Source organism: Janthinobacterium sp. PAMC25594, assembly GCF_019443505.1.
GTDB lineage: Bacteria > Pseudomonadota > Gammaproteobacteria > Burkholderiales > Burkholderiaceae_D > Janthinobacterium.
Genome location: NZ_CP080377.1, coordinates 1531574 through 1557736, shown reverse-complemented (window position 1 = coordinate 1557736; position 26163 = coordinate 1531574). Strand labels below are relative to the sequence as shown.

Annotated in this window: 29 protein-coding genes and 1 tRNA gene; 16 read left to right on the top strand and 14 right to left on the bottom strand. The window is 62.3% G+C overall.

The annotated features are described in order from the left end of the window. Nucleotides 1-36: 36 nt before the first annotated feature. The 3 genes from KY494_RS06880 to KY494_RS06870 are packed head-to-tail and all read right to left on the bottom strand — an operon-like array spanning nt 37 to nt 2281. Nucleotides 37-1035, bottom strand: a complete 999-nt coding sequence (locus KY494_RS06880; RefSeq protein ID WP_219890393.1) for a hypothetical protein — start codon at nt 1033-1035, stop codon at nt 37-39. Further along, a complete protein-coding gene (locus KY494_RS06875) occupies nt 1032-1904 on the bottom strand; it encodes an ABC transporter ATP-binding protein (RefSeq protein WP_219890392.1) in 873 nt (290 codons plus the stop codon). The genes KY494_RS06880 and KY494_RS06875 overlap by 4 nt, the downstream gene beginning before the upstream one ends. After that, nucleotides 1901-2281 (bottom strand): GntR family transcriptional regulator, encoded by a 381-nt coding sequence (locus tag KY494_RS06870; protein ID WP_219890391.1) that lies wholly within the window; start codon nt 2279-2281, stop codon nt 1901-1903. The genes KY494_RS06875 and KY494_RS06870 overlap by 4 nt, the downstream gene beginning before the upstream one ends. Before the next feature lie 246 nt (nt 2282-2527). Between KY494_RS06870 and KY494_RS06865 the strand changes: the two genes are divergently transcribed. After that, nucleotides 2528-4762, top strand: a complete 2235-nt coding sequence (locus tag KY494_RS06865) for a hypothetical protein (protein WP_219890390.1) — start codon at nt 2528-2530, stop codon at nt 4760-4762. Here KY494_RS06865 and KY494_RS06860 read toward each other — a convergent pair. The 4 genes from KY494_RS06860 to KY494_RS06845 form a co-directional block, all read right to left on the bottom strand. Beyond that, entirely contained in the window at nt 4759-5478 is a 720-nt protein-coding gene (locus KY494_RS06860; protein ID WP_219890389.1) for a DUF72 domain-containing protein, read from the bottom strand. The two genes, KY494_RS06865 and KY494_RS06860, sit on opposite strands and share 4 nt — an antisense overlap. A gap of 69 nt (nt 5479-5547) precedes the next feature. Continuing rightward, a complete protein-coding gene (locus KY494_RS06855) occupies nt 5548-6303 on the bottom strand; it encodes a UDP-2,3-diacylglucosamine diphosphatase (RefSeq protein ID WP_219891509.1) in 756 nt (251 codons plus the stop codon). An 86-nt stretch (nt 6304-6389) separates the two neighbouring features. Further along, a complete protein-coding gene (locus tag KY494_RS06850; protein WP_219134841.1) occupies nt 6390-6881 on the bottom strand; it encodes a peptidylprolyl isomerase in 492 nt (163 codons plus the stop codon). A 71-nt stretch (nt 6882-6952) separates the two neighbouring features. Next, nucleotides 6953-7591: a peptidylprolyl isomerase gene (locus KY494_RS06845; RefSeq protein ID WP_258194716.1), complete on the bottom strand. Its 639-nt coding sequence runs from the start codon at nt 7589-7591 to the stop codon at nt 6953-6955. A 277-nt stretch (nt 7592-7868) separates the two neighbouring features. Here KY494_RS06845 and cysS point away from each other — a divergent pair, with 277 nt between their 5' ends. From cysS to KY494_RS06810, 7 genes are all read left to right on the top strand, one after another. After that, nucleotides 7869-9266, top strand: coding sequence for a cysteine--tRNA ligase (cysS, locus tag KY494_RS06840; RefSeq protein WP_219890388.1), 1398 nt, complete (start codon nt 7869-7871; stop codon nt 9264-9266). Next, nucleotides 9266-9985 (top strand): DNA-3-methyladenine glycosylase, encoded by a 720-nt coding sequence (locus KY494_RS06835; RefSeq protein ID WP_258194910.1) that lies wholly within the window; start codon nt 9266-9268, stop codon nt 9983-9985. The genes cysS and KY494_RS06835 overlap by 1 nt, the downstream gene beginning before the upstream one ends. A gap of 54 nt (nt 9986-10039) precedes the next feature. Further along, nucleotides 10040-11014, top strand: a complete 975-nt coding sequence (locus tag KY494_RS06830) for an acetyl-CoA carboxylase carboxyltransferase subunit alpha (protein WP_010396889.1) — start codon at nt 10040-10042, stop codon at nt 11012-11014. Between the two features lie 156 nt (nt 11015-11170). Further along, nucleotides 11171-12589, top strand: a complete 1419-nt coding sequence (tilS, locus tag KY494_RS06825; RefSeq protein ID WP_219890387.1) for a tRNA lysidine(34) synthetase TilS — start codon at nt 11171-11173, stop codon at nt 12587-12589. A 196-nt stretch (nt 12590-12785) separates the two neighbouring features. After that, nucleotides 12786-14033, top strand: coding sequence for an aspartate kinase (locus KY494_RS06820; protein ID WP_219134845.1), 1248 nt, complete (start codon nt 12786-12788; stop codon nt 14031-14033). A 110-nt stretch (nt 14034-14143) separates the two neighbouring features. After that, nucleotides 14144-14236 (top strand) — tRNA-Ser (locus KY494_RS06815). A 353-nt stretch (nt 14237-14589) separates the two neighbouring features. Further along, complete coding sequence (locus KY494_RS06810; protein WP_219890386.1) at nt 14590-15129, top strand: hypothetical protein; 540 nt, start codon at nt 14590-14592, stop codon at nt 15127-15129. Here KY494_RS06810 and KY494_RS06805 read toward each other — a convergent pair. From KY494_RS06805 to KY494_RS29630, 3 genes are read right to left on the bottom strand one after another with little or no spacing between them, the layout of a single operon-like run. Next, complete coding sequence (locus KY494_RS06805) at nt 15044-16162, bottom strand: hypothetical protein (RefSeq protein ID WP_219890385.1); 1119 nt, start codon at nt 16160-16162, stop codon at nt 15044-15046. The genes KY494_RS06810 and KY494_RS06805 overlap by 86 nt on opposite strands. Continuing rightward, complete coding sequence (locus KY494_RS06800; protein WP_258194714.1) at nt 16159-16614, bottom strand: DUF1911 domain-containing protein; 456 nt, start codon at nt 16612-16614, stop codon at nt 16159-16161. Before KY494_RS06800 ends, KY494_RS06805 begins: the two co-directional genes overlap by 4 nt. A gap of 16 nt (nt 16615-16630) precedes the next feature. Further along, nucleotides 16631-17485 (bottom strand): PoNe immunity protein domain-containing protein, encoded by an 855-nt coding sequence (locus KY494_RS29630; RefSeq protein WP_308836419.1) that lies wholly within the window; start codon nt 17483-17485, stop codon nt 16631-16633. Between the two features lie 278 nt (nt 17486-17763). On the opposite strand from KY494_RS29630, the gene KY494_RS06795 reads away from it, so the two are divergent. The 7 genes from KY494_RS06795 to KY494_RS06765 all read left to right on the top strand — a co-directional run bounded on the left by KY494_RS06795 (nt 17764) and on the right by KY494_RS06765 (nt 22963). Continuing rightward, nucleotides 17764-18369: a hypothetical protein gene (locus tag KY494_RS06795; protein WP_219890383.1), complete on the top strand. Its 606-nt coding sequence runs from the start codon at nt 17764-17766 to the stop codon at nt 18367-18369. Nucleotides 18370-18613: 244 nt separating this feature from the next. Beyond that, entirely contained in the window at nt 18614-19153 is a 540-nt protein-coding gene (locus KY494_RS06790) for a DUF2325 domain-containing protein (protein ID WP_258194907.1), read from the top strand. Between the two features lie 70 nt (nt 19154-19223). Then, nucleotides 19224-20051, top strand: a complete 828-nt coding sequence (locus tag KY494_RS06785) for a TlpA disulfide reductase family protein (RefSeq protein ID WP_219890382.1) — start codon at nt 19224-19226, stop codon at nt 20049-20051. A gap of 130 nt (nt 20052-20181) precedes the next feature. Next, on the top strand, nt 20182-20457 hold the full coding sequence (locus KY494_RS06780; protein WP_219890381.1) for a metal/formaldehyde-sensitive transcriptional repressor: 276 nt from the start codon (nt 20182-20184) through the stop codon (nt 20455-20457). An 18-nt stretch (nt 20458-20475) separates the two neighbouring features. After that, on the top strand, nt 20476-21438 hold the full coding sequence (dmeF, locus tag KY494_RS06775) for a CDF family Co(II)/Ni(II) efflux transporter DmeF (protein ID WP_219890380.1): 963 nt from the start codon (nt 20476-20478) through the stop codon (nt 21436-21438). Nucleotides 21439-21528: 90 nt separating this feature from the next. Further along, nucleotides 21529-21870 (top strand): zinc ribbon domain-containing protein YjdM, encoded by a 342-nt coding sequence (locus KY494_RS06770; protein ID WP_131686765.1) that lies wholly within the window; start codon nt 21529-21531, stop codon nt 21868-21870. A 64-nt stretch (nt 21871-21934) separates the two neighbouring features. Further along, a complete protein-coding gene (locus KY494_RS06765) occupies nt 21935-22963 on the top strand; it encodes an RNA methyltransferase (RefSeq protein WP_219890379.1) in 1029 nt (342 codons plus the stop codon). On the opposite strand, the gene KY494_RS06760 is transcribed toward KY494_RS06765, so the two are convergent. Further along, nucleotides 22960-23364, bottom strand: a complete 405-nt coding sequence (locus tag KY494_RS06760) for a hypothetical protein (RefSeq protein WP_219890378.1) — start codon at nt 23362-23364, stop codon at nt 22960-22962. The genes KY494_RS06765 and KY494_RS06760 overlap by 4 nt on opposite strands. Nucleotides 23365-23437: 73 nt before the next feature. Then, the gene (locus KY494_RS06755) at nt 23438-23665 is read right to left on the bottom strand and encodes a hypothetical protein (RefSeq protein WP_070218305.1); all 228 of its coding nucleotides are present in this window, start codon (nt 23663-23665) and stop codon (nt 23438-23440) included. A gap of 127 nt (nt 23666-23792) precedes the next feature. Between KY494_RS06755 and KY494_RS06750 the strand changes: the two genes are divergently transcribed. Continuing rightward, nucleotides 23793-24470 (top strand): phosphoribosylanthranilate isomerase, encoded by a 678-nt coding sequence (locus tag KY494_RS06750; protein ID WP_219134865.1) that lies wholly within the window; start codon nt 23793-23795, stop codon nt 24468-24470. Here KY494_RS06750 and KY494_RS06745 read toward each other — a convergent pair. Beyond that, entirely contained in the window at nt 24467-25375 is a 909-nt protein-coding gene (locus KY494_RS06745) for a LysR family transcriptional regulator (RefSeq protein WP_219890377.1), read from the bottom strand. The genes KY494_RS06750 and KY494_RS06745 overlap by 4 nt on opposite strands. A gap of 234 nt (nt 25376-25609) precedes the next feature. Further along, complete coding sequence (locus tag KY494_RS06740; RefSeq protein ID WP_219890376.1) at nt 25610-26161, bottom strand: 4'-phosphopantetheinyl transferase superfamily protein; 552 nt, start codon at nt 26159-26161, stop codon at nt 25610-25612. Between the last annotated feature and the right edge of the window lie 2 nt (nt 26162-26163).

Sequence of the window (26163 nt, the reverse complement as noted above, 5' to 3'; positions counted from 1 at the left end):
ATGCCGGGCTGGCATACGCGCAGGGCGCCACCCAGCTCAGCCTTCTTCGCGCCAGCCGCGCAGGCGGATGGCGGCGTAGATCATGGTGGCGCCCGCCACCGCTCCCAGCCAGGCCGCTGGCATGGCCAGGCTGGACCAGGAGTTGGCGAAGATGTCGATGCGCGCCATCTGCGAGCCTGGTGCCATGGTGTTGAGGTGCGGCAGCAGTCCCGGCTCGAAGAGGTACCAGCTGCCTGGAATCGTGCCCAGCAGGGCGCGCGCGATCACGTTCATTTGTATCCAGCCGATATCGGTTTCCGTCATGCTCAGCTTGCCGACCCAGACGGTCAGGATCAGCAGCAGCAGTGGCACGCCGAGGGCCCAGAACAGGACCTTCGAGCGTGCCCAGCTCGATACCATCAGCAACCAGCCCACGGTGGGCAAGGCCCACAGGGCATAGACGGGAATCAGGCCGAACAGGCGCAACGGGCCGAGATACAAGCCCGGCGCGGCCAGCAGTTCCGTAAAGACATAGATGCCGTTGAGCGCCAGCACGCCGCTCAGGATCAGGATCAGCGCCAGCGAGGTAAGGCAGGCCGCGGCGACCACGATCAGCGGCGTGACGACGATGGCGATGGCCAGCTTCGACAGCACCGTTTGGGCGTCGGAGACGGGCAGCGACTTCCAGAACAGCAGGCTGCGGTCGCGGCGGTCGTCATACAGGGCGCTCAGGCAATAGAAAAATACCAGGAAGCCCAGGGCCAGGAACAGCGGCGCGGCCACGTAGGTATAGTTGTTGGCGATGGTGTCGATGATTTCCGTCCGGCGCGGGCTCAAGGTCCGGGTGTTGAAGACGGCGCTCCAGGACATCTCTTCGCCGTTGATGATCAGCGCCGTGCGCATCTTGAGCTTGGCGACGGCGCCTGCCGTCATCAGGGCGGCCAGCAGCGTCATGACGATGCCGATAATGGCGGGCGTCCACAGCAGCATGCCCTTGTGCTCCCATAATTCGCGCCGGATCAGCCATTTCATCTTGTTCACAGGGGTGATGCTCATGGGTACGATCCTTTCATGGTCGCGACAAACAGGTCCGCCAGGCTCGGCGTGTGTAATTCTCCCAGGGTGGCCAGCTGGCTGCGGGCGACGCCATCGAACAGCATCACGGACTTGCCGAATACGCTGCGTTCGCTGATCGGCTGCAGCGCGCGCGCCGGATTCACGTGCTGCGGCCCCACCATCACTTCAATGTAGCGTTCGCCCACCTCTTCCATCGACGAGGCCAGCACGATCTTGCCGTCGCGAATAAACATCAGGTCGCTGAGGATATGCTCGACTTCCTCGATCTGGTGCGTGGTGATGATGATGGTCTTGTTTTCGTCGAAATAGTCTTCCAGCAGGTTCTGGTAAAACTGTTTGCGGTACAGGATGTCCAGGCCCAGGGTCGGTTCATCCAGGACCAGCAGCCTGGCGTCGATGGCCATCACCAGCGCCAGGTGCAATTGCACGATCATGCCTTTTGACATGCTCTTGACCCGCATCTTCGGCGCCAGCTTGGTGTGGGCCAGGTAGCGCTCGGCCTTGCTGCGGTCGAAGCGCGGATGCACGCCGGCGACAAAATCGATTGCGTCGCGCACGCGCAGCCAGCCCGGCAAGATGGCCACATCGGCGATGAAACACACGTCCTCCATCAGCGCGTCGCGCTGCACGCGCGGGTCGCGTCCCAGCACGGACAGGTCGCCTTCGAAGCCCGTCAGGCCGAGGATTGCTTTCAAGGTGGTGGTCTTGCCGGAGCCGTTAGGTCCGATCAGGCCGACGATGCGCCCTGGCGCGATATCAAAGCTGATGCCGTCGATGGCCACCTGCTTGCCATATTGCTTGCGCAAGCCGCGCGCGCTGATGACGCTATCGTTGTTCAATGCATTCATGTGCTCTCTCCCTGTGCGCCACTGTCGCGGCTCGCTTGCAGTAGTTGATCGAGGTCCAGGCCCAGTTGCGTGATGCGTTCCAGCATCGCCGGCCATTCTTCGCGCATGAAGCGCTCGCGTTCACTGGCCAGCAATTTATCGCGCGCGCCTTCCAGGACATACATGCCGAGTCCTCTGCGTTTTTCCACCAGGGCATCGTCGACCAGTTCCTGATAGGCGCGCGACACCGTGATGGGATTCAATTGATAATCGGCCGCCACCTGGCGCACCGACGGCAGGGCGTCGCCGGACTGCAGCACGCCATCGAGCATCATGCCCACCACCCGGGCCTTGAGCTGGCGGTAGATGGGGCTATTGTCGTTCCATGCCGCGCTCATGGGATGCGCTCCAACAAGGGCGGGGCGGCGCGGCGCGTGAAAAATGCGGTAGGCATCGGGGCTCCCTGATATGGTTGTTTGGTGTTGTAGTTAACTATAACAGTAAAAAATCGCATGTCAATACAATCTGTGTATTTTCAACATTGTTAAACGGGTAATATGCTGGCTCTCGAATAATGCCCAATGGCAACTACTCGGCGAAAATCTTCTTCAACAGTAATGAAAGCAACGATGAGAATGAAGTGCATGGAGAAACAGAGTCTGTTGGGGCGCGCGGCCTGCGGCGTCACCTTGTTAATAGGACTGAGCGCCTGCGGCGGCGGTTCCGGTGGTTCCAGCGATGCTGGTGCGCCGGTCGTGCCGGTGGCTGAAGCGCCTGGCTACCTGGTAGGCGGCACGGTCAGCGGCTTGGTGCCCGGCGCCCAGGTGGTGCTGGCGAACGGTAGCGACAAAGTCACCGTTAACGCCAACGGCGCCTTTCACTTTGCGGGCAAGCTGGCGCCGGGCGCCAGCTACGATGGCAAGATCGACAGCACGTCCGAGGGTCTCGGTTGCAGCATCGCCAGGGGCGCGGCGACGGTGGGCAATGCCGACGTCAACACCTTGGCCGTGCGTTGCCTGCCCGTTGTGCTGGCCGGCGTGCAGGAAAAAATCCAGAATGTGTCCGGCATGGTGCAAGATGCGGCCGGCAACTATTATATCGCCGATGCTGTCCGGCAAGTCATCCATAAGGTCACGCCAGCCGGCGCCTTGAGCGTGTACGCGGGTATTTCCGGCAAGCCGGGCGCCGACGATGGCGCCGCAACCGCAGCCACTTTCCACATGAGTAGCGGGATTTCGACCCTGGTCATCGATCGCGAGGCGAATCTGTATCTTTTCGAGAATTGCAATACCCTCTTGCGCAAGATTACGCCAGCCGGCGTGGTCAGCACGGTGGCGGGACAACGCAGCGCGGCATGCGACGGGTCTGCTTCGGAAGCGGTGATCGCTGATGGGCAAGGGGCGCTGGCGCAATTCGGCTGGACTACGGGCATGGCCATCGATAGCAATGGCGATGTCCTGCTTGCTGATGCTGAGCGGCAAATGATTCGCCGGGTGACGCCCGCAGGCCTCGTCAGCTCTGAAAAGCTGGTTGATGGCAAGGGGTTCCGGATATCCCCATCGCAACTGGCCGTCGATGCCAGCGGCACGATTTACTTCAGCGAAGGCGCTGGCAGCCGGCTATATCGTTGGCAGCAGGGCGTGGCCGTCGTGGTTGCGGGAAGCAACAAGCGCGTGAGCGCGGATGGCAAAGGCGCCGCCGCCAGCTTTAGTAACATCCGCGGCATGGCCACTGACCGTGACGGCAATGTGCTGCTGGCCGATACCGCCTCTATTCGCCGCGTCACTCCGGATGGCAGAGTGACGACCCTGGTGGGCGGGACGGTGACCGATGCGGCTGGCGCTTCCGCCGGCTGGACGTATCTCAACTCCCTGTTGCTGGAGTCTTCGGGCGGCATGATAGTCCACGATGCCAGCAAGCACCGGTTGGTCCGGTTCGATGCGACAAAGGTGTTGTCCGCCATGCCTTTCATGCCAGGTAACATGCAGGTGATCGAGGCTGTCGGCGGGGCTGCCCGTGTGGGATACGTGGGTACCTCGGGCATGTGCAGCGATCCTGCCGGCAACGTCTATTTGCTCGATATGTCAAACAAGGTGTTACGCCGTGTCACTCCGGATGGCGCATTCAGCGTTTACGCGGGCATCGCTGGTGTCGCCGGCAGCAATGATGGGCCGCGCGCCAGCGCGACCATGTTTGGTCCTGTCGCAATCGCTTGCGACAAGGATGGCGCCGTCTATTTTGCCGACAAGGCAGCGGCCGGCACCGCGTTTAACTTGCGCAAGATCAGCAAGGATGGCCAGGTGTCGACGCAGGAAGCTTTGCCTGCCGGCACCGGCAAGTCTTTGCAGTCTCGGCTGGCGATCGACAAGGATGGCTATATGGCCTGGCTGGGCTGGGGTCGTGACGGCATCTTCCGCCGTCCTCCCGGCGGAACGTTCTCGGCGTTTGTGTCATTTGAAGCCATGATGCGCTCGCTGGGCGAGACTGGTTACAATTGGCAATATATGGACCCGGGCAGCCTGGTTTTTGACAGCAAGGGCAATCTGTATTTTGACGATCATGTGCATCAAGTCGTCTTCAGGGTCGATCGCACTGGCAAGGCCAGCATTTTTGCCGGTACCCTCAACAAGGGCAGCGGCGGCGATGGTCCGCCAGGCGTGGGCGGCTTGCCGTTTACAGGGGCGCCCAGCCTGGCCTTCGACGCGAGCGACAATCTGTACCTGAGCGGTCAGGGCTGGGTGCGCAAGATCGATACGGCTGGCGTCATTTCCACGCCTGCATTGGCATGGGGCCATCCGGACATCAGTATCCTCGCCTTCGGCAACGGTACCTTGTACGGCTTCACGACCCAGGCGGTGCTGCAGACGCCGTTGCATTAGGCGGTGATCCGCGCCTGCAAGTCCAGCGCATTGAACAGGGCGGCCCCGGCCGCCGTGTTGTCGAAGATGAACCAGCTGTTCGCATGCGCCGATGCGCGCCATTCGGCGGCCAGCGCCGCCAGAGCGCTGGCCGGATAGTCCGAGTAGTATATTTTGGGGCTGCCGTGCAGGCGGAAATACGCCACGCTCGTTGTCGGCACGTGCGGGCCGGGCTGGCCGGCGGGCGGATCGGCGCGCACGCGGGTGATGCGCAGCATCGTTAACAGCTCGGTCGCGTCCGCCGCGAACCAGCTGGCGTGGCGCGCTTCGCAAGCGAGCATGCCGTCGAAGCGCTGGCGCAGCGCATGGAAAAATGCGCCGGCCACGTCCCCATCAAAGCGCAGGCTGGGCGGCAGCTGCACCAGCACGCAGCCCAGTTTATTCCCCAGTTGCATGACTTCTCCCGCAAAGCGCTCCAGTTCGGCCGTACAGTCGCGCAAGCGCCGTTCGTGTGTGATGCTGCGCGGCAATTTCACGCTGAAGCGAAAGTGCTCGGGCACGCTGGCGGCCCAGCGCGCATACGTGGCGGGTTGGTGCGGGCGGTAGAAGGAACTGTTGATTTCCACGCAAGGCAAGACCTGGGCATAGCGCTGCAGATGGCTGCCATCGAGGGGGAAGTGGCTGGCGGCGGCGCTGGAAAGGCTCCAGCCGGCCGTGCCGATATAAACTGTGTGCATGGCGCCATTACAGCAAGGCCAGGCGGGCGCGGCTATCGGACAAACGCCTGTGCGGCGGTCGGCGCAAGCCTAGTCGATGATCTCGCCGCTCAGGTCATGGCGCGTGATGTTGCCGCGTGCATCGATGGCGATCCAGCCGCCGCGTGGCTGTTGCGGCGGCGTGACGTCGCATTCCCAGTCGGGCAGGACATAGCGCAAGGTATGGTCGACCTGGTGCAGGGCAGGGCGGTGCGTGTGGCCGTGGATCATGATGGTGCTCGCCTGTTCGGCAAACACTTGCGCCACCGCATCGGGGGTGACATCCATGATATCCATGGATTTTTCGCCATTGTGCGCGCGGCTGCTCTGGCGCAAACCATCGATGATGGCCTTGCGCTGCGCCAGCGGCATGGACAGGAACTGTTTTTGCCAGGCGGGTTGGCGCACCATGGCGCGAAACTCCATGTATTGCACGTCTTTCGTGCATTCGGCATCGCCATGCAGCAAGACGATGCGCCGGCCGGCAATCGTGGCCACATGCGGTTCGCTGAGCAGGGTGGCGCCGGCGGCGGCGGCAAAGCCGGAGCCGACAAGAAAGTCGCGGTTGCCGGCTATCCAGTACACGTGCACGCCGGCATCGCTGACGGCGCGGATGGCGGCCGTCATGCGCGCATTGAACGGGTCTTCCAGGTCATCGTCGCCGGCCCAGTATTCGAACAGGTCGCCTAATAGATACAGCGCTTGCGCATATTGCGCATGGTGTTCCAGGAAAGAAAGAAACGCCGCGCTGGTGCGCGGGTGCGAGCTCTGCAGATGCAGGTCGGAAATAAAGAGTGCGGCAGGCATTGTCATCGTTCAACGCTCCCAAGAAGTGAAGTGCATGGAGAGGCGAAAACGCTGCAATGCCTGTTATTCATGATGCTGTAGCTTGATTACGCTGCTTCGACTTTTTCGATGATGACGTCCGTCACTGGCACATCGGCGAACATGCCGGCGCGCGAGGTTTTCACGGCGCGGATGGCGTCGACGACTTCCTTGCCTTCGGTGACTTTACCGAACACGGCGTAGCCCCAGCCGTCCTGGCCTGGGTAGTCGAGGAAGCTGTTGTTCTTGATGTTGATGAAGAACTGGGCCGATGCCGAATGCGGATCCGACGTGCGGGCCATGGCCAGGGTGTAGGTATCGTTTTTCAGGCCGTTTTTGCCTTCGTTTTCCACGGTGGTGTCGGCAGGCTTTTGTTTCATGCCTGGCTCGAAACCGCCGCCCTGGATCATGAAGCCGTCGATGACGCGGTGGAAAATCGTGTTGTCATAGTGACCGGCTTGCATGTAGGCCAGGAAGTTGGCAACCGTTTTCGGTGCTTTTTCGGCGTCCAGTTCAGCGGTGATCTTGCCCAGATTGGTGGTGATGATGACGGAGGTCATGATGATCCTTAATAAATTAGATGAAGAATGATTCGACGGCCCCCGTGGTTCAGGGCCGCAAAAACGCTATTTTACAGTTTTGCGGGCGCTGATTTGAGTAAAGTCGCCGATTCGATCACCACGGGGGTGACTGGCACGTTCTGGTGCGGTCCCTTGTCCACCACGGGCACGGCCTTGATCTTGTCGACCACGTCCATGCCTTTGATAACTTTGCCGAACACCGTGTAGCCGAAGCCGTCGCGGCCAGGGTAGTCGAGCGCGCCGTTATTGTTCACGTTGATGAAGAACTGCGAGGTGGCCGAATGCGGGTCGCCCGTGCGCGCCATGGCGATGCTGTAGGTGACGTTCTGCAAGCCGTTTTGCGCTTCATTCCTGATCGGCGCCTTGGTGGCTTTTTGCTTCATGTTCTTGTCGAAGCCGCCGCCCTGTATCATGAAGCCGTCGATGACGCGGTGAAATACGGTGCCCTTGTAGTAGCCGCTTTTGACATACTGCAAGAAATTGGCCACGCTTTGCGGCGCTTTTTCCTGGTCCAGTTCCAGCACGATCTCGCCCATGCTGGTTTTCAGGGCCACGTGCGGCGTGGGGTCGAGGGTAGGCGAAGGGCTTGCGGGTGCGGCTGCCACGACGGCGCTGCCCAGGGTGAGGCCGGCAAACAGGGTGCAAAAGCGCGCCAGGAAAGACAGGCGTTTCGATTTGATTTCTTGCATGAAGGTGTCCTTGATCGTTATTTTTCTCTAAACTTGCTGTCGTGCTAAAGCAATGAGTTTCGGTTGAACATCGTAAAAACCTGATCCATATCGGGCCAGTATGGTTTTTATCAATGTTATACTTGACCGCTAACGCCCTAATTCTAACAAACAAGAACAACACTATAGCGGCTCGACCAGTCTTGGCGCACACGGCAGTTCAGTGGCGCGGCACCCCCGGTGTCCGCGCCTGTCTGTCGTTTTGCCAGGCTGGCGGTCGCTCCACTTGCAAAGTACGATGAGCAATCTAAAGATTTACAACACCCTGGCTCGCGAGAAGCAGGTATTCGTCCCGATGGAAGCTGGCAAGGTACGCATGTACGTCTGCGGCATGACCATCTACGATTATTGCCATATCGGCCATGCGCGCATGATGATGGCGTTCGACGTCATCTACCGCTGGCTGAAAGCCTCCGGTTTCGACGTCACGTACGTGCGCAACATTACGGACATCGACGACAAGATCATCCGTCGCGCCGTGGAAAACGGCGAGACGATTTCCCAGCTGACGACGCGTTTCACCCAGTACATGGATGAAGACACGGCCGCGCTGGGCATCCTGACGCCCGACCACACGCCGCGCGCCACCGAATACGTGCCGCAGATGCTGCGCCTGATCGAGCAGCTGGAAGCGAAGGACCTGGCTTACCAGGGTCTTGACGGCGACGTCAATTACGCTGTGCGCAACTTCCCCAACTACGGCAAGCTGTCGGGCAAGTCGCTCGACGACCTGCGCGCGGGCGAGCGCGTGGACGTGAACACGGGCAAGCGCGATCCGCTCGACTTCGTGCTGTGGAAGTCGTCGAAGGAGTCCGAGCCGGAAGAAGTCAAGTGGGACTCGAAGTGGGGCAAGGGCCGCCCGGGCTGGCATATCGAGTGCTCGGCCATGTCCTGCGCCTTGCTTGGCGAACAGTTCGACATCCATGGCGGCGGCGCGGACCTGCAATTCCCGCACCACGAAAACGAGATCGCCCAATCCGAAGGCGCATTCGGCCATACCAGCGTGAATTACTGGATACATAATGGTTTCGTGCGTCTGGACAATGAAAAAATGTCGAAGTCGCTCGGCAATTTCTTCACCATCCGCGAAGTGCTGCAAAAATTCGATGCCGAAGTGATCCGCTTCTTCATCCTGCGCGCGCACTACCGCAGCCCCCTGAATTACTCGGACGTGCACCTCGATGATGCGCGCCTGTCGCTGACGCGCTTGTACACGGCGCTGGCCGACGTGGTGGTGGAAGAGGGCGCCATCGACTGGAATGAAGCCCACGCCGTGCGCGTGCGCGAAGCGATGGATGACGATTTCAACACGCCGCTGGCCGTGGCCGCCCTGTTCGACCTGGCGACGGAAGTCAACAAGAGCAAGTCGCCGGCCCTGGCGCGTCAATTGAAGGGGCTGGCGGGCGTATTCGGCTTGCTGGAACGTACGCCGCAGCAATTCCTGCAAGCCACCGTCGGCGCCGCCGTCGGCGGCCAGGATGAAGCCGCTGGCATCGAAGCGGCCATCGCGGCGCGCGGCGCGGCGAAAAAGGCGCGCGACTTTGCGCAGTCCGACAAGATCCGCGCCGAGCTGTTGGCGGCCGGTATCATTCTCGAAGACAAGCCTGACGGCTCGACCAACTGGCGCCGCGCATGATGGCTACGTCCAGGGAAAACGGGGAAGCCCCCAAGGTGACGGACTTGGCGCAAGTGATCCAGGTGCCGCACTACTGGGAAGAGGCGAAGATCGAGCTGATGAAGCGCGACCGCATCATGAAAAAGCTCATCCCGCAATTTGGCGACCTGCACCTGGTCGGCCATAGCGACCCGTTCACCACCCTGGCCCGTTCGCTGGTGGGGCAGCAGATCACGCCCAAGGCGGCGGATGCTGCCTGGAAAAAGCTGCTGCTGGCTTGCCCGAAATGCACGCCCTCGCAAGTGCTGAAGGCGGGCGCCGAGCAACTGTCCGCCTGCGGCTTGTCCAAACGCAAGACCGAATACATTCTCGACCTGGCCGACCATTTCAAGGCCAAGCGCGTGCACGCGAGCCAGTGGGACCAGATGGATGACGAAGCCGTCATCGCCGAACTGGTGCAGATCCGCGGCATCGGCCGCTGGACAGCCGAGATGTTTTTGATATTTAATCTGTTACGGCCGAATGTCTTGCCGCTCGACGACCCCGGTTTGATCCAGGGCATCAGCGTCAATTATTTTTCCGGTGAACCAGTTTCCCGCAGCGATGCGCGCGAAGTTTCCGCCAATTGGGAACCGTGGCGCACCGTGGCGACGTGGTATTTGTGGCGCAGTCTCGACCCTGCAGCCGCCCCTGCCGCACCCGATGCAGCCCCCGGCGCAGCAGCCGGTACGGTAAAATAAACATAGATGACGCCGCGCGCCCTGGCGCCGTGGCCGGTAAAACCTGGAGGTACAATGACTAAAACGACTTTCCTCAATTTTGAACAGCCGATCGCGGAACTCGATTCCAAGATCGAAGAGTTGCGCTTCGTGCAAGACGATTCGGCCGTCGACATCTCGGAAGAGATCGACCGCCTGGCCAAGAAGAGCCAGCAGCTGACCAAGGATATCTACGCCAAGCTGACGCCGTGGCAAGTGGCGCAGATCGCGCGCCACCCGCAGCGCCCCTACACCATGGATTACGTGAATGAAATCTTTACCGATTTCCACGAATTGCATGGCGACCGCAGCTACGCGGACGATCTGTCCGTCGTGGGCGGCCTGGCCCGCTTCAACGGCCAGCCGTGCATGGTCATCGGCCACCAGAAGGGCCGCGACACGAAAGAGCGCGCCCTGCGCAATTTCGGCATGCCGAAGCCGGAAGGCTACCGCAAGGCCATGCGCCTGATGAAAGTGGCTGAAAAGTTCAACTTGCCCATCTTCACCTTCGTCGACACGCCAGGCGCCTTCCCCGGCATCGACGCGGAAGAGCGCGGCCAGTCGGAAGCCATCGGCCACAACCTGTATGTGATGGCCGAACTGAAAGTGCCGCTGATCGCCACCATCATCGGTGAAGGCGGTTCCGGCGGCGCGCTGGCCATCGCCGTGGGCGACGCCGTGCTGATGCTGCAATACTCGACGTATGCCGTGATTTCGCCGGAAGGCTGCGCCTCGATCCTGTGGAAGAGCGCCGAGCGCGCCTCCGACGCGGCCGAAGCGCTGGGCCTGACTGCCCACCGCCTGAAAGCCATGGGCCTGATCGACAAGATCATCAACGAACCGCTGGGCGGCGCCCACCGCGATCCGAAGCAGATGGCGACCTTGCTCAAACGCGCACTGGCCGACACCCTGCGCCAGTTCCACGGCATGAAAACCAAGGACCTGCTGGCCGCCCGCCACGAAAAACTGCTGAGCTACGGCAAGTTCAAGGAAACCACGCCCAGCGAGTAAGCCATCGCCGGCCAGTGCAGGTCGGCGTAGGTCGGCTTAGCGCAGCGTAAGCCGACTTGACGTAAGCCGACAAGACAGTAGAACACACCAGGGACAGTCCGCTAAACGACACCATCCGTTTAGCAGCCTGTCCCTCTTTGCATTCCCGGAGTCCGAATGAAAAAGCAACAAACCGCCACCGTGCCCGACATCTTCGCCCGCGCGCTGGAAAACTGCGCGATGCCGCCCGGCAGCCCCATCGGCATTGCCCTCAGCGGCGGCCTCGATTCCGCGGCCCTGCTGCACCTGGCGCATGCCTGGGCGCAGGAGCAGGGCGTGGCCCTGCACGCGTTTCACGTGCACCACGGCCTGAGCCCGAATGCGGATGCCTGGCTGACCCATTGCGAGCAAACGTGCGCGGGCCTGGGCATCGCTTTCGAGGCGCGCCGTGTCACGCTGGAAAAGAATGCGAAGACGGGCACGGAAGAAGCGGCCCGCAAGCGCCGCTACGCGGCCCTGGGCGAGCTGTGCGCGGCGCACGGCGTGCGCCTGCTGCTCACAGCCCACCACCAGGACGACCAGGCCGAGACGGTGCTGCTGCAATTGCTGCGCGGCTCCGGCACGGCGGGCCTGTCCGGCATGGATGGCGCCAACAGCGCGCCCGAGCTGCTGGGCAACCCGGACCTGGTGATGGCGCGCCCGCTGCTGTCCGTGTCGCGCAAGCAGCTCGAAGCGTATGTGGCGCACCATGCGATCGCGCATATCCACGATGAGTCGAACGACGATCCCCGCTTTGCCCGCAATGCTCTGCGGCACCAGGTGATGCCCGTGCTGGCGCAGGCGTTTCCCGGCTTCCAGGAGCGCTTCGCCCGCAGCGCCCAGCATGCGCAATCGGCGCAGCGCCTGCTGACGGAACTGGCGACGCAGGATTTGCTAAATTGCCTCGACGGCGACTGCATCGAATTGAGCAAGCTGCGTGAACTGAGCGCGGACCGCTGTTACAACCTGCTGCGCCACTGGTTCGGCACGCGCGGCCTGCGCATGCCGTCGACGGCATGGCTGGCGGAAATGCTGGCGCAATTGCTGGAAGCGCGGCCCGATGCGCAACTGCTGGTCACGCACCCCGAATGCCACGTGCGGCGCCACCGCGACCGGCTGTACCTGACGCCCAAGCTGAATGACCTTGCCGGCATGCGCGAGCGTGACGACGCGGGCATTCCCGGCCTGGAAAAAGCCGGCCAGCAATTTACGTGGCAGGGCGAGGCCAGCCTGACCTTTCCTGCGTATGGCGGCGTGCTGCATTTCGATGCGGTGGAAGCGGGCGGCCAGGGTATCGATATTGCCTGGTTGCAAACGCAGACCCTGACCATCGATTTTCGCCAGGGCGGCGAGCGCCTGAAGCTGGCCCTGAACCGTCCCACCAAGAGCTTGAAATACCATTATCAGGCGTTCGACGTGCCCGCCTGGGAGCGCGAACGCCTGCCACTTGTCTGTGCGGCGCAACAATTGCTGTATGCGGCCGGGATTGGCCTCGATTGCCATTGTCTGAGCCTGCTGGAGCGTCCCCGCGTGGCCTTGCGCTGGCTCTCCTGCTGAGCGTAAGGGCAGCCGCCACGGCCACTCTCGGGGTGGCCGGCAAGTGGCTGCTCAAGCCAGCTGGACTGCATGGATTGGTTATTTCCATATGCGCAATCGGTATGAGCTAATGCGCTTTTTAGCTTGTTATTTTGCATTGCGGCATGTAGAGTAAAGCCCTCCTTTTTTATTCTTCTTGAGCGGAAACTTCACTCTTATGGCTTTAATCGTCCACAAATATGGCGGTACGTCGATGGGCTCGACTGACCGTATCAAGAATGTCGCCAAGCGCGTTGCCAAGTGGCACGACGCGGGGCATCAAATCGTGGTGGTGCCATCGGCCATGTCGGGCGAAACCAACCGCCTGATTGGACTGGCCAGGGAAATCATGGATCAACCCGATCCCCGTGAACTTGACATGATCGCCTCGACAGGCGAACAAGTGTCCGTCGGCCTATTGTCGATGGCACTGCTGGCGATCGGCAAACAAGCCGTATCCTATGCTGGCTGGCAAGTCGCGATCAAGACCGATTCCGCCTTTACCAAGGCACGCATCCAGTCGATCGATGACAAAAAAGTCAAGCGCGACCTCGATGCGGGCAAGATTGTCATCATTACCGGTTTCCAGGGTGTCGACGAGAACGACAACATCGCGACCCTGGGCCGCGGCGGTTCCGACACCTCGGCCGTGGCGATTGCCGCCGCCATGAAGGCGGCCGAGTGCCTGATCTTCACGGACGTCGACGGCGTCTACACGACCGACCCGCGCGTGGTCTCCGAGGCGCGCCGCCTGAAGACCATCACCTTTGAAGAAATGCTGGAACTGGCTTCGCTGGGTTCCAAAGTGCTGCAAACGCGTTCGGTGGAATTTGCCGGCAACTACCGCGTGCCCACGCGCGTGCTGTCGTCGCTGACCGACCCGATGTTGCCGCTGGAAATAGAAGCCAATTCAGGCACCCTGATTTCGTTTGAGGAAGATACAAACATGGAACAAGCAGTCATCTCCGGCATCGCCTTCAACCGCGATGAAGCCAAAATCACCGTGCTCGGCGTGCCCGACCGTCCAGGCGTGGCCTACCACATCCTGGGACCGGTGGCGGATGCGAACATCGAAGTCGACATGATCATACAGAATCAGTCGGTCGACGGTAAAACGGACTTCACCTTCACCGTTTCGCGCGGCGAATACACGCGCGCGCTGGCCGTGCTGGAAGCGAACCGCGAATCGCTGGGCGCCGCCAGCATCACGGGCGACGCGAAAGTGTCGAAACTGTCCGTCGTCGGCGTGGGCATGCGCAGCCACGTCGGCGTCGCATCGCAAATGTTCCGTACCTTGTCGGAAGAGGGCATCAACATCATGATGATCTCCACTTCCGAAATCAAGATCTCCGTGTTGATCGATGAAAAGTACATGGAACTGGCCGTGCGCGCGCTGCATAAAGCGTTCGAGCTGGAAAAAGCGTAAATATCCAAAAATATTGCCCCACGCCCTTGACCAAAGGGGGGGCAGTCGATATTATGACGTTCGTCGCTGCAGCGCAGTTAGCTACAGAGACATAGTTGAGTAATCAGCTAGGAGACGTGGCCGAGTGGCCGAAGGCACATCCCTGCTAAGGATGCATACGGCTTATACCTGTATCGTGGGTTCGAATCCCACCGTCTCCGCCAGAATCAAACAAAAAAGCCTCCCCTGCGGGAGGCTTTTTTGTTTGTCTGGACGGAACGGTGGGATTCGAAGGGTTGGGCCGTGCCGGCCCAACCCTCTCCGAATCGCCCAACCACCGCGCTCCGCGCGGCACGTTGGCCGCGCAGCGGCCAGCGCCGTCCCCTCATCTCAGGCACTGGCGGCAAGCGCATGCGCCGGTCTCTGCCCCTGCGATAGATTCTTTTCTTCCATCCCTCCTAACTCCCCTTAAAAAGTTGCATAATCAACAAATACCGCGCAGAAATTTCATACTGGCCAGCGCGGCCTATGTCAGCGGCATTGACGGCATGGTCCGGACAACCGAGGTGATACGCACATGCAGCTGCTTCGCCAAGTCAAACTGTCGCGCCGGCTGGCCTTGTTGGTCGCCATCTTTTCGCTGGGCCTGATCGTGTATGGCGGCTGGTCGCTGCGCGTGCTGCATGAATTAAAGGTCAACGGGCCCGTGTACCAGCGCATCGTGCAGGGCAAGGACCTGGTGGCCGACGTGCTGCCGCCGCCGGAATACATCCTCGAATCCTACCTGGTCGAACGCCGGCAGGCCTTGAAGGCCGAGTACGACACGCGCCATCAGTTCTGGCGCGCCCAGGATATCGATCGCGATATCGCCGAGGCCTTGCTGACGCAGGCGCACGCTCCGGCCATGGCTTTCTATGAGGCGGCATTCACGCGCTTCATTCCTGCGCTACGGGGGCCGGACAAGGTCGCCGTGGCCACTGCCATGGCGGCCAGGATGTCGTTCGGCATGGCGTTTCGTGGACGTTGCCGCGCTATGGCGCGCGGGCCGCTGCCGTGGCTTGCTTGTCGCACGTCGCCAGGGTGCCTGTGCAGGCGGAAAACGCTTCCAGATAGCTGATGGTTTTCTCGTACTCCTCGATCAGATAGCGTAGCTGATAGGCCACGTCGCCGGATTCCCCGGCGGCCTTGTCCCGCAGCCTGGACATATCGTTCAAGAAGCGTTTTTTTCGCACCAGTTCCGCAGCCAGGCGCGCCTTGCGCTCGGCGGCCGGTGGCAGCGGATACGGCTTGCCATTGATGGATCTGACGCCCTCAGGCGCCAGATCCAGGTCCTTGCCGGGGGTGCGAAATTCCACGCTCATTGTGCCATCCGCCCGCACCAGTATCAGCAGTTCGTCGGCGTCGCTGTTGGCCGGCAAGGTCAGGGCCAGCACTTCAGGTTTGCCCTTGGGCAGCCAGCGATATTCGAGCTTGACCTGCAACGGCGCGGCGGCCTGCGCCGGCAGGTAGAAGCAGCAGCTGGCGGCGCTGCTCATGTAAGGACTCAGGGGATCGGTATCGACAGCGTTGTCGGGATTGTCGACGGAACTGATGCCCACCTGAATCATGCGCGGCCTGTAGTTCAAGGTGCTGACCGATACCTTGCGCTCACCGGCGCCGGGCGTGTACGCGTGCCGGCCCCGTTCCCCGCGCTCGTCGTGGCCCGCCAGGAGCGGCCGGTGGAACAGGGGAGTAATGCCGAAGCTCGCGATATTGCTGATATAGCCGGTATCGGACGGGCCGACGCGCGAGTCGCTGTTGCCCGGCGTGTGGTAGAGGTAGCCGATCTCGTCCAGCGATAGCGCGCTGACCATGCGGCCCTGCTGAAACAGTGGCGGCGACGCATAGCTGTCGCCGTTGCCCATGACTTTAGCGTAGATGGGGCCTGTCCATGGTCCGTGGCCGGTAAGACGCGCGAGTACCACGTACTCGCCCAGCAGCGGTTTGACTTTCAGGACATCCTTGGTCTCGCCGGTGACGGGGTCGATGATGGAATAAATGCCCGGAAAGGGATTGCTGGCGACACGCGACAGCGTGGGCAGGGCAAAGCAGAGTCCGGCAACCACGGCGATGCCGATGGCGATGACGGTGGTGGCGCTGGTAGCTTTCATGCGCCGGGACCTTTCCCTTGCATTCTGCAGAGCGCCACCAGGTCGGCCGGATAGAAGGGCGCGCCGCGATAGCCGCTGTCGTCGATATCGAGCACGCAGGTGATGGCGGCCGCTTCCCAGGACCAGTAGCCCCGGAACGAGGTGTCGCGCCGGTGGCTGTCGTAACAGGGCTCGCGGCGGCTGGCCTCATACCATTGCTGCAACTCGTCCACCAGGTGGCCGGCGCTGCAGGCGAGGGCGAGCTGGTCGACGCCATCCCAGGCCCGCTCACGCGTGGCCGTCATGAAATTTTCTGGTGGAATATGTTGCAGCACGTGCGCCGGCTGTTGCAAGCCGGCTGCCACCATGTCGTAGCACTCGTCCTGGCTTTCCTTGCTTTCAAGGTGGATGGCGTAGGACAGCCGCGCTTCCCTGGGCCGGGCCAAAAAATCCTGTTCGTTCAGCGTCTGCATTCTTGTCTCTTGCTGATTATGGTTGCGGCCATGCAACTTCACTGGTGTAACGCGCTTCCTTCCGTAGCCGTCGCGCATAGTCGACCAGATCCCTGGGGTATACCAGGGATCTGCTCTGGCTATCGTCCAGGTCGAGCAGGAAAACCGTCGCCCCCGCTTCGAATGCCCAGTAGCCGGCATAGCCTTCCTCGCTGATATTGAGATGCTCGTTGTACCAGCGCGGATGATGTTTCATGGCCGGATACCATTGTTTCAGGTATTTCTGGAGCAGGGCCAAGGTAGCTTCCTCATCCTCCTCATAGAACACTTGCAGCAGGGTGTCATAGGGCCTGGCGATGATGCGGGCGTCGAGTGCTTGTCCCTCCTCCACATATCCGTCGATCAATTGCTCGAACAGGCCATCGCGGCCACGGTGGCTGCGCAGCACGTGGATGATGCGCAGTACCGAACGCTGATCGCGCAGCAGGATCGCAATGCTCAGCAGTTGCAAGGTGTCCTGATAGTCGGACAGGACGTAAAACTCCGGTGCTCCCTCATATTCGTAGGGCCCAAACTCTGGAAACTCAAGCGCCGCATCCTGCTGATAGAGTTGATCGACCGCATTCCATTCTTCAAACTTATCCACGATGCCCGCGATGCGCGGCGCCAGCGCATGAATCGGCTCGCCAGCCGTATAGTCGAGCATCCAGATCCAGAGCAGTTCCAGATACAAAAAATGATGGACGGAAGCATTCTCCTGCGTTGTTTCGGCGACTTTTTTGTTTTCCAGTCCTCCTGCAATCAGCGCAAATTGATTGTTGCGCGTTTTGACATACAGTTCTTCACCAAGAAATTGCTGGCGGCGCCGCTCGGTGAATGGGCGATTGTTCATCTTGTCTGGCCGCCGTCGTGATCGACGCGTAAGGAAGATGCGCTTGCATGGAGAATTGCGGACATTGCCTGGGACTCCGTGTGGTGAGGTAAACGTATCGGCAGTTGATGTAATGACTTGTTTGCAAGATTACACACTAGAAATAATGATCGAACAAGCGCGATTCAATTGAATCGTGTGCCAGAAAGAAATATTCAAAGTAGCTACCATGAGCGACTCGATGGCCTGCCGCAGGTGTTTTCGGCCGTCATCGTCTTTTTACGTGAACAGGAGCAAGCATGAGCAAGATGAAATACGCGGCCGCCGCGGCCTTATGTGCCAGCCTGTCGCCCGCCATGGCGGCGTCCACCCCGGCCGCACCGCCGTTCCTCGATGTGCTCGTCTATCAGTACGCCAATTGCGTCAAACCTGCCTACCATCAGGCCGACCTGCTGGTACAGGACGGGACGGGGCGCTACCAGATCGACGTCAAAGGCGAGGCCTACACGGTCGAACTGCAGGAACGCATGGGCTTTTCGCTGCAGGCGGGCATAGGCGGTCCCGTGGCGGCCGTCGTCAAGCTGGACCGGCCACCCGAGGGCCAGTTCGCGGAGCAGGCGCGCTGGCGCGAACGCTGGCTGCGCGACGTGGCCGAGCGCAGCGGCGTGGCGCTGGACGAGCGCGCGCTTGCGGGCGGCGCGCGCCTGCTGACCGTCAACAAGGGCGAGATCAAGGGCAACTATGTGGGGCAGTCCCTGCTGATCGATCCGGCACGGCAGTTGTTCATCGATTTGGCCTGGCCGAACACGCTGGACATCTATCGCGGTGCCGACGGCTTGCGGCAGGTGCGCGAAGTGCAGGACGACGTCTGGCAACGCCTGCTGTCCTGCCCGCCCGCCGCGTGACGCCGGCGGCCAGCGCATACCCCTGCTGCGCGCATGTGCATGCGCAAATAATAATGATTCTCATTTATAATTCGTATCCATGGGGTAGCGATGGGAGGGCATGATGGGCAGTGTGTATGGCAACGAGGACGCGATCGCGCATGAGCATCGCGTGCTGATGGGCGAGTATGGGCGGGCGCAGGCGCGTTGCAGTGCGCAGCTGGCCGCGCAGGCGGCGCGCATCGCGCAGCTGGAGTCGGAATTGATGCGCGCGCGGGCGCAGGTGGTGATCCGCGATACGCAGCTGGCGCTGGCGCGCGACGCACTGGCCGATCTGGTGGCCAGCGTGCCGGGCTTGCCGACGCGCGCCCGGCTGGCGCGCAAGGTCGAGTGGCTCAGCGAGCGCGTGCAGGACCTGATGCGCGAGTTGCTGCGCCTGCAGTGGCTGCCCGTGCCAGCCTTGCAGGCCGACGTGCGTGAAAAAGCCGTGCTGTATGTGGGCAGCTATTTGGCCCGGGATGCGGGCCAGGCTGCGGACGGCGCGCATAGGGCGCAGCAGGCCGTCGAGCAGGCCGGCGGTCGCTTCCTGCACCATGCTGGCGGCGACGATGACGCCGACGACGTGGCGGCGCTGGAGGCGGGTCTGGTGGCGGCCGACCTGGTGATTTGCCAGACGGGCTGCGTCAGCCACGACGCCTACTGGCGCGTGCATGACCATTGCAAGCGCACGGGCAAGCAGTGCGTGCTGGTGGACCAGCCGCAAGCCATGCATTTCGTGCGCAAGGAAGCGCTGGCCGCTTTTTGACGCCGGATTAATGCCTGTTTAATCCGCATGGGCCACAATGGCCGTCCATTCGACGTTATAGAGAGCGCCCATGCTGTCCCTGCAAATCGGCCCCCTGGCTTTGCCCACGGGCCTGGTCCTGCTGTTCGTTTCCCTGTGCGTCGCCTATGGCGTGGCATGGTGGCTGCGGCGCTACCGCCAACTGCCCGACGCCGGCCCCCTCGTTTCCGACCTGCTGATCGCCGGCCTGCTGGCGGCGCGCCTGGCGTTCGTGCTGCGCTGGCATGAACAATACCTGGCGGCTCCCTGGTCCATTTTGAATATCCGCGACGGCGGCTTCCTGGCGTCGGCCGGCGTCGCCGCCGCGCTGGCCATCGCCGCGTGGCGCTGCCGGCGTCCCGCCATGGCGGCCATGCGCCGACCGCTGGCCATCAGCGTGGCGTCCGGCGCGCTGGCCTGGGGCGTGTTGAGCGCAGGGCTAGGGCTGGCGTATGACAAGCCGACAGCCTTGCCGGCCGTGGCCCTGCAGGCGCTCGACGGCGCGCCAACGACCCTGGCGGCGCTGGCCGGCGGCAAGCCGATGGTGGTCAACCTGTGGGCCAGCTGGTGCCCGCCATGCCGGCGCGAAATGCCCGTGCTGGCCGCCGCGCAGCAGGCGCGTGCCGATATCGTCTTTGTATATGCAAACCAGCGCGAGGATGCGGCGGCGGCCAGCGCTTTCCTGGACAGGAGCGGCGTCACCCTGCGCAATGTGGTGCTCGACAGCGCGGCGGCGCTGGGCAAGGCGGCCGGTTCCTCTGCCCTGCCCACCACCCTGTTTTATGACGCGCGGGGGCGCCTGGTCGATACCCACCTGGGCGAATTGTCCGATGCCTCGCTGGCCAGCAAGCTGCAAAAAATCGCCGCGCCGGCCCCGTAGTGCCGATGTTGCTCGATGTTGCTTTGAACCAGCCGCCCATCCGCGAGGATGCGCGGCTTTTTTTGGCTCTGACGCAGCTTGACGACTTTCTGATAGTATACCCCCCTATAGTATTTATCGAGGTGGAATCATGGGACACACATCGCACAACAAGACCAAGCTGCTCAATCGCGTGAAGCGCATCCGCGGCCAGGTGGAGGGGCTGGAGCGGGGCCTGGAAGAGGGCCGCGACTGCGGCGAAGTGCTGCAGCTGATCGCCGCCGTGCGCGGCGCCGTGAATGGCCTGATGGCCGAAGTGATCGAAGAGCACTTGCGCGAGCACGTGGCCAGTCCCGACCTTGCCAGCGACGAGCGTACCAGGGGCGCCGACGACATCGCCGCCATCCTGCGCACCTACCTCAAATAATCCATCGGAGAGATCAGCATGAAACTGCAACATATCGAGGAAGACCTGTCCGCCTGGCAGCACGAACACGTCTTTGGCGGGGCCAGCGAAAAGGCGGAACGCCGCGCGCGCATCGTCATGTGGATCACCCTGGCCACCATGGTGCTGGAAATCGTCGCCGGCTGGTGGTACAACTCCATGGCCCTGCTGGCCGATGGCTGGCATATGAGTTCGCACGCGCTGGCCATCGGCCTGGCCGCGTTTGCGTATGCGGCGGCGCGCCGCTATGCGCGCGACCCCCGCTTTGCCTTCGGCACGTGGAAGATCGAGGTATTGGCCGGCTACACCAGCGCCATCCTGCTGCTTGGCGTGGCCGCGCTGATGGTGTTCGCTTCCGTCGAGCGTCTGTTGTCGCCGCAGCCCATCCACTATCCGCAGGCGATGGCGGTGGCGGCTTTCGGCTTGGCTGTCAACCTGGTGTGCGCGCTGATCCTCGGCGGCCACCACGACCACGATCACCACCATGGCCACGAGCATCACGACCATCATGATCACCACGGCCACGGCGAAGACCTGAACATGAAAGCCGCCTACATCCACGTGCTGGCCGACGCCGCCACGTCCGTGCTGGCCATCGTTGCGCTGGGCGGCGCGTGGGCTTATGGCTGGCAGTGGCTCGATCCCGTGATGGGCATCGTCGGTGCCGTGCTGGTGGCGCTGTGGGCGAAAAAGCTGATGCGCGAGACGGGCAAGGTCTTGCTGGACCGCGAGATGGACCATCCCGTGGTGGACGAAATCCGCGAGGCCGTGGAAGTGGAAAGCGCCGGCGACACGCCGCGCATCGTCGACCTGCACGTGTGGCGGGTCGGCAAGCAGCTGTATTCGTGCGCCTTGTCCGTCGTCAGCCGCGATGCCGCATTGACGGCCGCCCAGCTGCGCGCGCGCATCGGCATCCACGAGGAAATTGTCCACAGCACCATCGAGATTATTCGCCGGCCTTGACAATGATGGTGAAAAAGCACGCTGATGCGGGGCGTAGGCAGTATAATGTCGGCTTTTACAGCACACGCTGTTCACCAGACAGAGAAGAAAATGAGCACATTACCACCATGCCCGCAATGCAAATCCGAATTCACGTATGAAGACGGCAGCCAGTTGATCTGCCCTGAATGCGCGCATGAATGGTCGGCCACGGCTGCGGAAGCGGCGGAAGAGGGCGCCAAGGTGTACCGCGATTCGGCCGGCAATATCCTGCAGGACGGCGACACGGTCAGCGTCATCAAGGACTTGAAATTGAAGGGCGGCGGCGGTGTCGTCAAGATGGGCACCAAGGTCAAGAACATCCGCCTGGTCGACAGCGACCATGATATCGACTGCAAGATCGACGGTTTCGGTTCCATGAGCCTCAAAACCGAGTTCGTCAAGAAGGTGTAACGCTTTTACCTGTAACACGGCGCGCTGGCTTCATTCCTGCGCGCCGTTTTTTTATTCGGAATCCATGCAAATCGATCATCTTCGCCAGCGCCTGCGCGCCCTGGGCGCCAAGCCCCTGCACGAACAGCGCGTGCTGCGCGACTGGATCCAGGGCCAGCCGCACGACCAGGGCCGGCGCCGCGCCGAAGATTTTTTGCCGCTGCCCGTGCGCGAGGCCCTGCCTGCGCTCGACCTCGAATTGCAGGGCATGCTGAAATTGCTCAGTACTCATCCTGGCGCGGATGGTTCCGCGCGCCTGCTGGTGGGACTGCACGACGGCCAGACGGTGGAAAGCGTGCTGCTGCCGCGCGACGGCCTGTGCGTGTCGAGCCAGGTCGGTTGCGCCGTCGGCTGCCAGTTCTGCATGACGGGCCGCGACGGCTTGATCCGGCAAGTCACCAGCGGCGAAATCGTCGCGCAGGTGGTGCTGGCGCGCACCATGCGTCCCGTGAAAAAAGTCGTCTTCATGGGTATGGGCGAACCGGCGCATAACCTGAACAATGTGATGGAAGCGATCGAGCTGCTGGGCACGGAGGGCAACATCGGCCACAAGAACCTCGTGTTTTCCACGGTGGGCGACCCGCGCGCGTTCGAGCGCCTGCCGCAGGGTCGCGTCAAGCCGGCGCTGGCCCTGTCCCTGCACACGACCAAGCCGGCGTTGCGCGAACAGTTGCTGCCGCGCGCGCCCAGGCTCACCCCGCGCGAGCTGGTGGAATTCGGCGAGTCGTATGCGCGCCTGACCGGCTACCCGGTGCAGTATCAATGGACCCTGATGGAAGGCATCAACGATGGCGAGGACGAGATGGACGGCATCGTGACGCTCTTGCAGGGCAAGTACGCGGTACTGAACATGATTCCGTACAACACCATCGACGACTTGCCGTTCAAGCGTCCCAGCTGGGAAAAGGCGCGCGCCATTGCCGCCGCCCTGCACGCGCGCGGCGTGCTGACCAAATTGCGCGATTCGGCCGGGCAGGATGTGGAAGGGGGATGCGGGCAGTTAAGGGCGCGCGAAGCGAAGGGCAAGGTCATTCCCATCCGCGCCGGCGTCTAAACCCCACCGAGCAAATCGTTTTCATTCAGGATCGCAAACGCGATCTCGGGATGCGCGGCCAGGCAGCGCCGCACGGCGGCCGGTATGGCGGCGCGCGTCTTGCGGCACAGGCCCGGTTGCTCCAGCAGGCGGATCTGGAAGCCGCGCACGCTGCGCACTTCGCCGCTGCCCGGCGCGATCTGCAATTCCACGCCCAGGTTTTTCTTCAGCAGCAGTTGCAGCTTCTGCAACTGCGCATGGGTGGCGATGCCCTCGATATGCGCCAGCAGGCGCTTTTCTTCCGCCAGGTTCAGGCGCAGGATGGACAGGTCCGCCTGCGCATCGTCGAGCAGGCGCTCGCGCTCGCAGTCGCACAGCTGCGGCGGGCACTCCTTGCGGACTTCAAAATCGACGATGCGCATGCGGGTGTTCCCGTGACGTTCCAATGGCGATGCCGGATAAATCCAGTATCGTCCGCCATCTGGCGCCTGTCAATCAGCGCGGGCTGACGATCAGGCGCCAGCGGATAGCACCTTGCTCGCTGCTGTGCTGATGGTGGTTTTGCGGTGGCATGACGTGGCCTTCCGTGGACACGATCTCGTGCGCGCAGCCGTCGCAGCGGTAGATGCCCGAATACGGCACGGCTTCGCCGGGCGAGGTCAGTTCATCGAAACGCGGGTGCATGGAGCGGGCCACGTAGCTGGGGTTTTTGTAGTCGGCCATGGATTCCTCGTGAAGTGGGCAATGACGCCATTCTGGCACACTATCGTGCGGGGCCTTGACCGCGTGTCTTGGCGCGCGCGCCGCCCTGTGTTGTAATGTTGATCATTCCATTTGAACACGCAAGGCCATGAGAACCCGCATCAAGATCTGCTGCATCGCTTCCATCGACGAAGCGCAACTGGCGATAGCCGCCGGCGCCGACGCGCTGGGCCTGGTGGCGGCCATGCCATCCGGCCCCGGTCCGATTCCCGACGCGCGCATCGCGCAGATCGCCGCCTGGACGCCGCCACCCGTGGCCACGTTCCTGCTGACGTCCGAGACGACGGCGCAGCGTATCGCCGAGCACGTGCGCGCCACGCAGCCATCCACCGTGCAGATCGTCGGCCATATCGACCCGCGTGAAGTCGAGGAACTGGCGCGCTTGCTGCCGCATGTGCGGCGCGTGCAGGTGATCCACGTGGAAGGGCCCGAGGCTTTGGCGCTGATCCCCGCCTACGCGCCCCATGTGCATGCCTTTTTGCTCGATTCTGGCCGTCCGGGCGCCTTGGTTCCGGAACTGGGCGGCACGGGCCGCACACACGATTGGTCCGTCAGTGCGCGCTTCGTGCGCGCCAGCCCCCGTCCCGTGTTCCTCGCTGGCGGCCTGGATGCAAACAATGTGACGGAGGCGCTGCGCCAGGTGCGGCCCTACGGCATCGACCTGTGCTCGCGCGTGCGCACCGATGGCAAGCTCGATGTCATGAAGCTGGCCCTGCTGATGGCGGCCGTGCGCGACGTGGATGCGGCGCTGTATGCGGAAGGTTAATCCGTCGTTGCCAATGCGTTCATCTCGCGCACGAACGCTTCCGTAAACGCGGCCACCATGCCGCTGGCCGCGCGCGGCGAGATCAGGCCGACGACGGAATGCGATTGCTCGTCGGGCAGCGCAATAAAACGCACGCCGGGCGGCGCCACCAGGCGCATGCTGTCGGGGACGATGGCGATGCCCATGTTGGCCTCGATCAGGTTCAGCTGCGAGGTCTTGCGCGACAGGGCGCGCGCCGCCTTCGGAAAGAATCCCTGCGCCAGGCACAGGCCCGCCACCAGGTAACTGAGGCCGCCCCGGTCCTGGTGCGGGATCGAGACGAACGCTTCGTCGCGCAGGGCGGCGATCGTCGTGCGCTCCAGCGCGGCCAATGGCGACATCGCCGACACGGCCACCACCAGCTTTTCCGCAAACAGTTCGCGCACGACGATATTGGCATGCTTGCGCAAGGTGGGCAGGCGCACCAGGCCCAGGTCGGCGCGGCCTTCCTCGATATCAAACGCCTGGTTTTCCGACGAGCCTTTCGACACGTCGAGCGAAACGCCGGGGAATTGCGCCAGCAGGCGGTTCAGCACGGCGCCGATGGCGGGCGTGAGCGTGACGGAGCTCGAATGCAGCAGGCGGATGATGCCTTGCGCGCCTTGCCCTACATGGCGCGTCTGGCGCACGGTTTCGTCGATGTCGTCGAGGATGCGCTTGGCCCGATCATAAAAGACCTGTCCCGCCGGAGTGAGTTCGATATGGCGCGCGTCGCGCGTCAGCAGCAGCGCTTGCACCTCGCTTTCCAGCTCCTTGATCTGCCGGCTCAGGGCCGACTGCGCGATATATAACTTTTCCGCCGCGCGCGAGTAGCTGCCTGCATCGACGACTTCGACAAAATAGCGGAACTGTCTGATGGAAATCAATCGTATGCCTTTTCGAGATCGGTGACTGCCTGATTTGATATTGGCCTGGCCCCGTCGTTCGCGCTACAGTGGCCTGGTCTTCTGTCACTGCAAAGGAAAGACCATGCTGGAATTGATCGGGGTGCTGGGACTGCTCGTCAGTATTATCGTAAAACTGATTTTCGTCCAGATCGGCGCGGCTGATGACGGTAAAGAGGATTGAGTGGGAATTAACCCAACAGCGTGAAGCTGGGGTCAGACCCGTCGGGTCTGACCCCGGATTGTCGCTAACGTTGCCACGAAATTTTGCGGCGTCTCCACGGCTTGCAAATGACAATTCAATGCCACCCCATCCCACTCTGCCAACTGCCTGCCCGCGCACTTGAGCGCCGCCTCGCGCGCCGTCCACGCCTGCGCCAACAGCAGCGGGCGCAGTGCATCGGGACAGGCGGCCAGTTCCTCGGCCACCTGCGGCCCCAGGTAATCGCGCGCCAGATTCGCCCAGTCGGCAATGTCCTGCACGCGCATCACGTCGATGCCGACCGCGCCATGCAGGTGGACGGCAGCCAGCGAGAGTCCCTCGTCATGGCTGAACGACAGGCTGGCCACGCCGCCGGGCAGCAGCAAACGGGGAGGAGCGCCCGGCGTCGACTCCGCCGAGATCGCCTCGATGTCCAGTTGCAGCCACTGCGCGGCCGCTTCGCGCACGGCGGCGCGGAGGCGCTGGCGGGCTTCCGCGCGCGGCAGGACGGCGGCGATACCGATCACCAGCACGTCGTCGCCCGACCAGAGCACCGTTGCATCCATCC

Excerpts from the sequence above, each read along its gene's own strand:
- tilS (WP_219890387.1), top strand. The coding sequence starts at position 11,171 with ATGAAAAAGCAACAAACCGCCACCGTGCCCGACATCTTCGCCCGCGCG.
- KY494_RS06820 (WP_219134845.1), top strand. The coding sequence starts at position 12,786 with ATGGCTTTAATCGTCCACAAATATGGCGGTACGTCGATGGGCTCGACT.
- KY494_RS06795 (WP_219890383.1), top strand. The coding sequence starts at position 17,764 with ATGAGCAAGATGAAATACGCGGCCGCCGCGGCCTTATGTGCCAGCCTG.
- KY494_RS29630 (WP_308836419.1), bottom strand. The coding sequence starts at position 17,485 with ATGAACAATCGCCCATTCACCGAGCGGCGCCGCCAGCAATTTCTTGGT.
- KY494_RS06860 (WP_219890389.1), bottom strand. The coding sequence starts at position 5,478 with ATGCACACAGTTTATATCGGCACGGCCGGCTGGAGCCTTTCCAGCGCC.
- KY494_RS06835 (WP_258194910.1), top strand. The coding sequence starts at position 9,266 with ATGGCTACGTCCAGGGAAAACGGGGAAGCCCCCAAGGTGACGGACTTG.
- KY494_RS06830 (WP_010396889.1), top strand. The coding sequence starts at position 10,040 with ATGACTAAAACGACTTTCCTCAATTTTGAACAGCCGATCGCGGAACTC.
- KY494_RS06800 (WP_258194714.1), bottom strand. The coding sequence starts at position 16,614 with ATGCAGACGCTGAACGAACAGGATTTTTTGGCCCGGCCCAGGGAAGCG.
- KY494_RS06880 (WP_219890393.1), bottom strand. The coding sequence starts at position 1,035 with ATGAGCATCACCCCTGTGAACAAGATGAAATGGCTGATCCGGCGCGAA.
- KY494_RS06865 (WP_219890390.1), top strand. The coding sequence starts at position 2,528 with ATGGAGAAACAGAGTCTGTTGGGGCGCGCGGCCTGCGGCGTCACCTTG.
- KY494_RS06750 (WP_219134865.1), top strand. The coding sequence starts at position 23,793 with ATGAGAACCCGCATCAAGATCTGCTGCATCGCTTCCATCGACGAAGCG.
- KY494_RS06875 (WP_219890392.1), bottom strand. The coding sequence starts at position 1,904 with ATGAATGCATTGAACAACGATAGCGTCATCAGCGCGCGCGGCTTGCGC.
- KY494_RS06855 (WP_219891509.1), bottom strand. The coding sequence starts at position 6,303 with ATGCCTGCCGCACTCTTTATTTCCGACCTGCATCTGCAGAGCTCGCAC.
- KY494_RS06770 (WP_131686765.1), top strand. The coding sequence starts at position 21,529 with ATGAGCACATTACCACCATGCCCGCAATGCAAATCCGAATTCACGTAT.
- KY494_RS06845 (WP_258194716.1), bottom strand. The coding sequence starts at position 7,591 with ATGCAAGAAATCAAATCGAAACGCCTGTCTTTCCTGGCGCGCTTTTGC.
- cysS (WP_219890388.1), top strand. The coding sequence starts at position 7,869 with ATGAGCAATCTAAAGATTTACAACACCCTGGCTCGCGAGAAGCAGGTA.
- KY494_RS06805 (WP_219890385.1), bottom strand. The coding sequence starts at position 16,162 with ATGAAAGCTACCAGCGCCACCACCGTCATCGCCATCGGCATCGCCGTG.
- KY494_RS06850 (WP_219134841.1), bottom strand. The coding sequence starts at position 6,881 with ATGACCTCCGTCATCATCACCACCAATCTGGGCAAGATCACCGCTGAA.
- KY494_RS06765 (WP_219890379.1), top strand. The coding sequence starts at position 21,935 with ATGCAAATCGATCATCTTCGCCAGCGCCTGCGCGCCCTGGGCGCCAAG.
- KY494_RS06870 (WP_219890391.1), bottom strand. The coding sequence starts at position 2,281 with ATGAGCGCGGCATGGAACGACAATAGCCCCATCTACCGCCAGCTCAAG.
- KY494_RS06790 (WP_258194907.1), top strand. The coding sequence starts at position 18,614 with ATGCGCGCGCGGGCGCAGGTGGTGATCCGCGATACGCAGCTGGCGCTG.
- dmeF (WP_219890380.1), top strand. The coding sequence starts at position 20,476 with ATGAAACTGCAACATATCGAGGAAGACCTGTCCGCCTGGCAGCACGAA.
- KY494_RS06810 (WP_219890386.1), top strand. The coding sequence starts at position 14,590 with ATGCAGCTGCTTCGCCAAGTCAAACTGTCGCGCCGGCTGGCCTTGTTG.
- KY494_RS06785 (WP_219890382.1), top strand. The coding sequence starts at position 19,224 with ATGCTGTCCCTGCAAATCGGCCCCCTGGCTTTGCCCACGGGCCTGGTC.
- KY494_RS06740 (WP_219890376.1), bottom strand. The coding sequence starts at position 26,161 with ATGGATGCAACGGTGCTCTGGTCGGGCGACGACGTGCTGGTGATCGGT.
- KY494_RS06755 (WP_070218305.1), bottom strand. The coding sequence starts at position 23,665 with ATGGCCGACTACAAAAACCCCAGCTACGTGGCCCGCTCCATGCACCCG.
- KY494_RS06760 (WP_219890378.1), bottom strand. The coding sequence starts at position 23,364 with ATGCGCATCGTCGATTTTGAAGTCCGCAAGGAGTGCCCGCCGCAGCTG.
- KY494_RS06780 (WP_219890381.1), top strand. The coding sequence starts at position 20,182 with ATGGGACACACATCGCACAACAAGACCAAGCTGCTCAATCGCGTGAAG.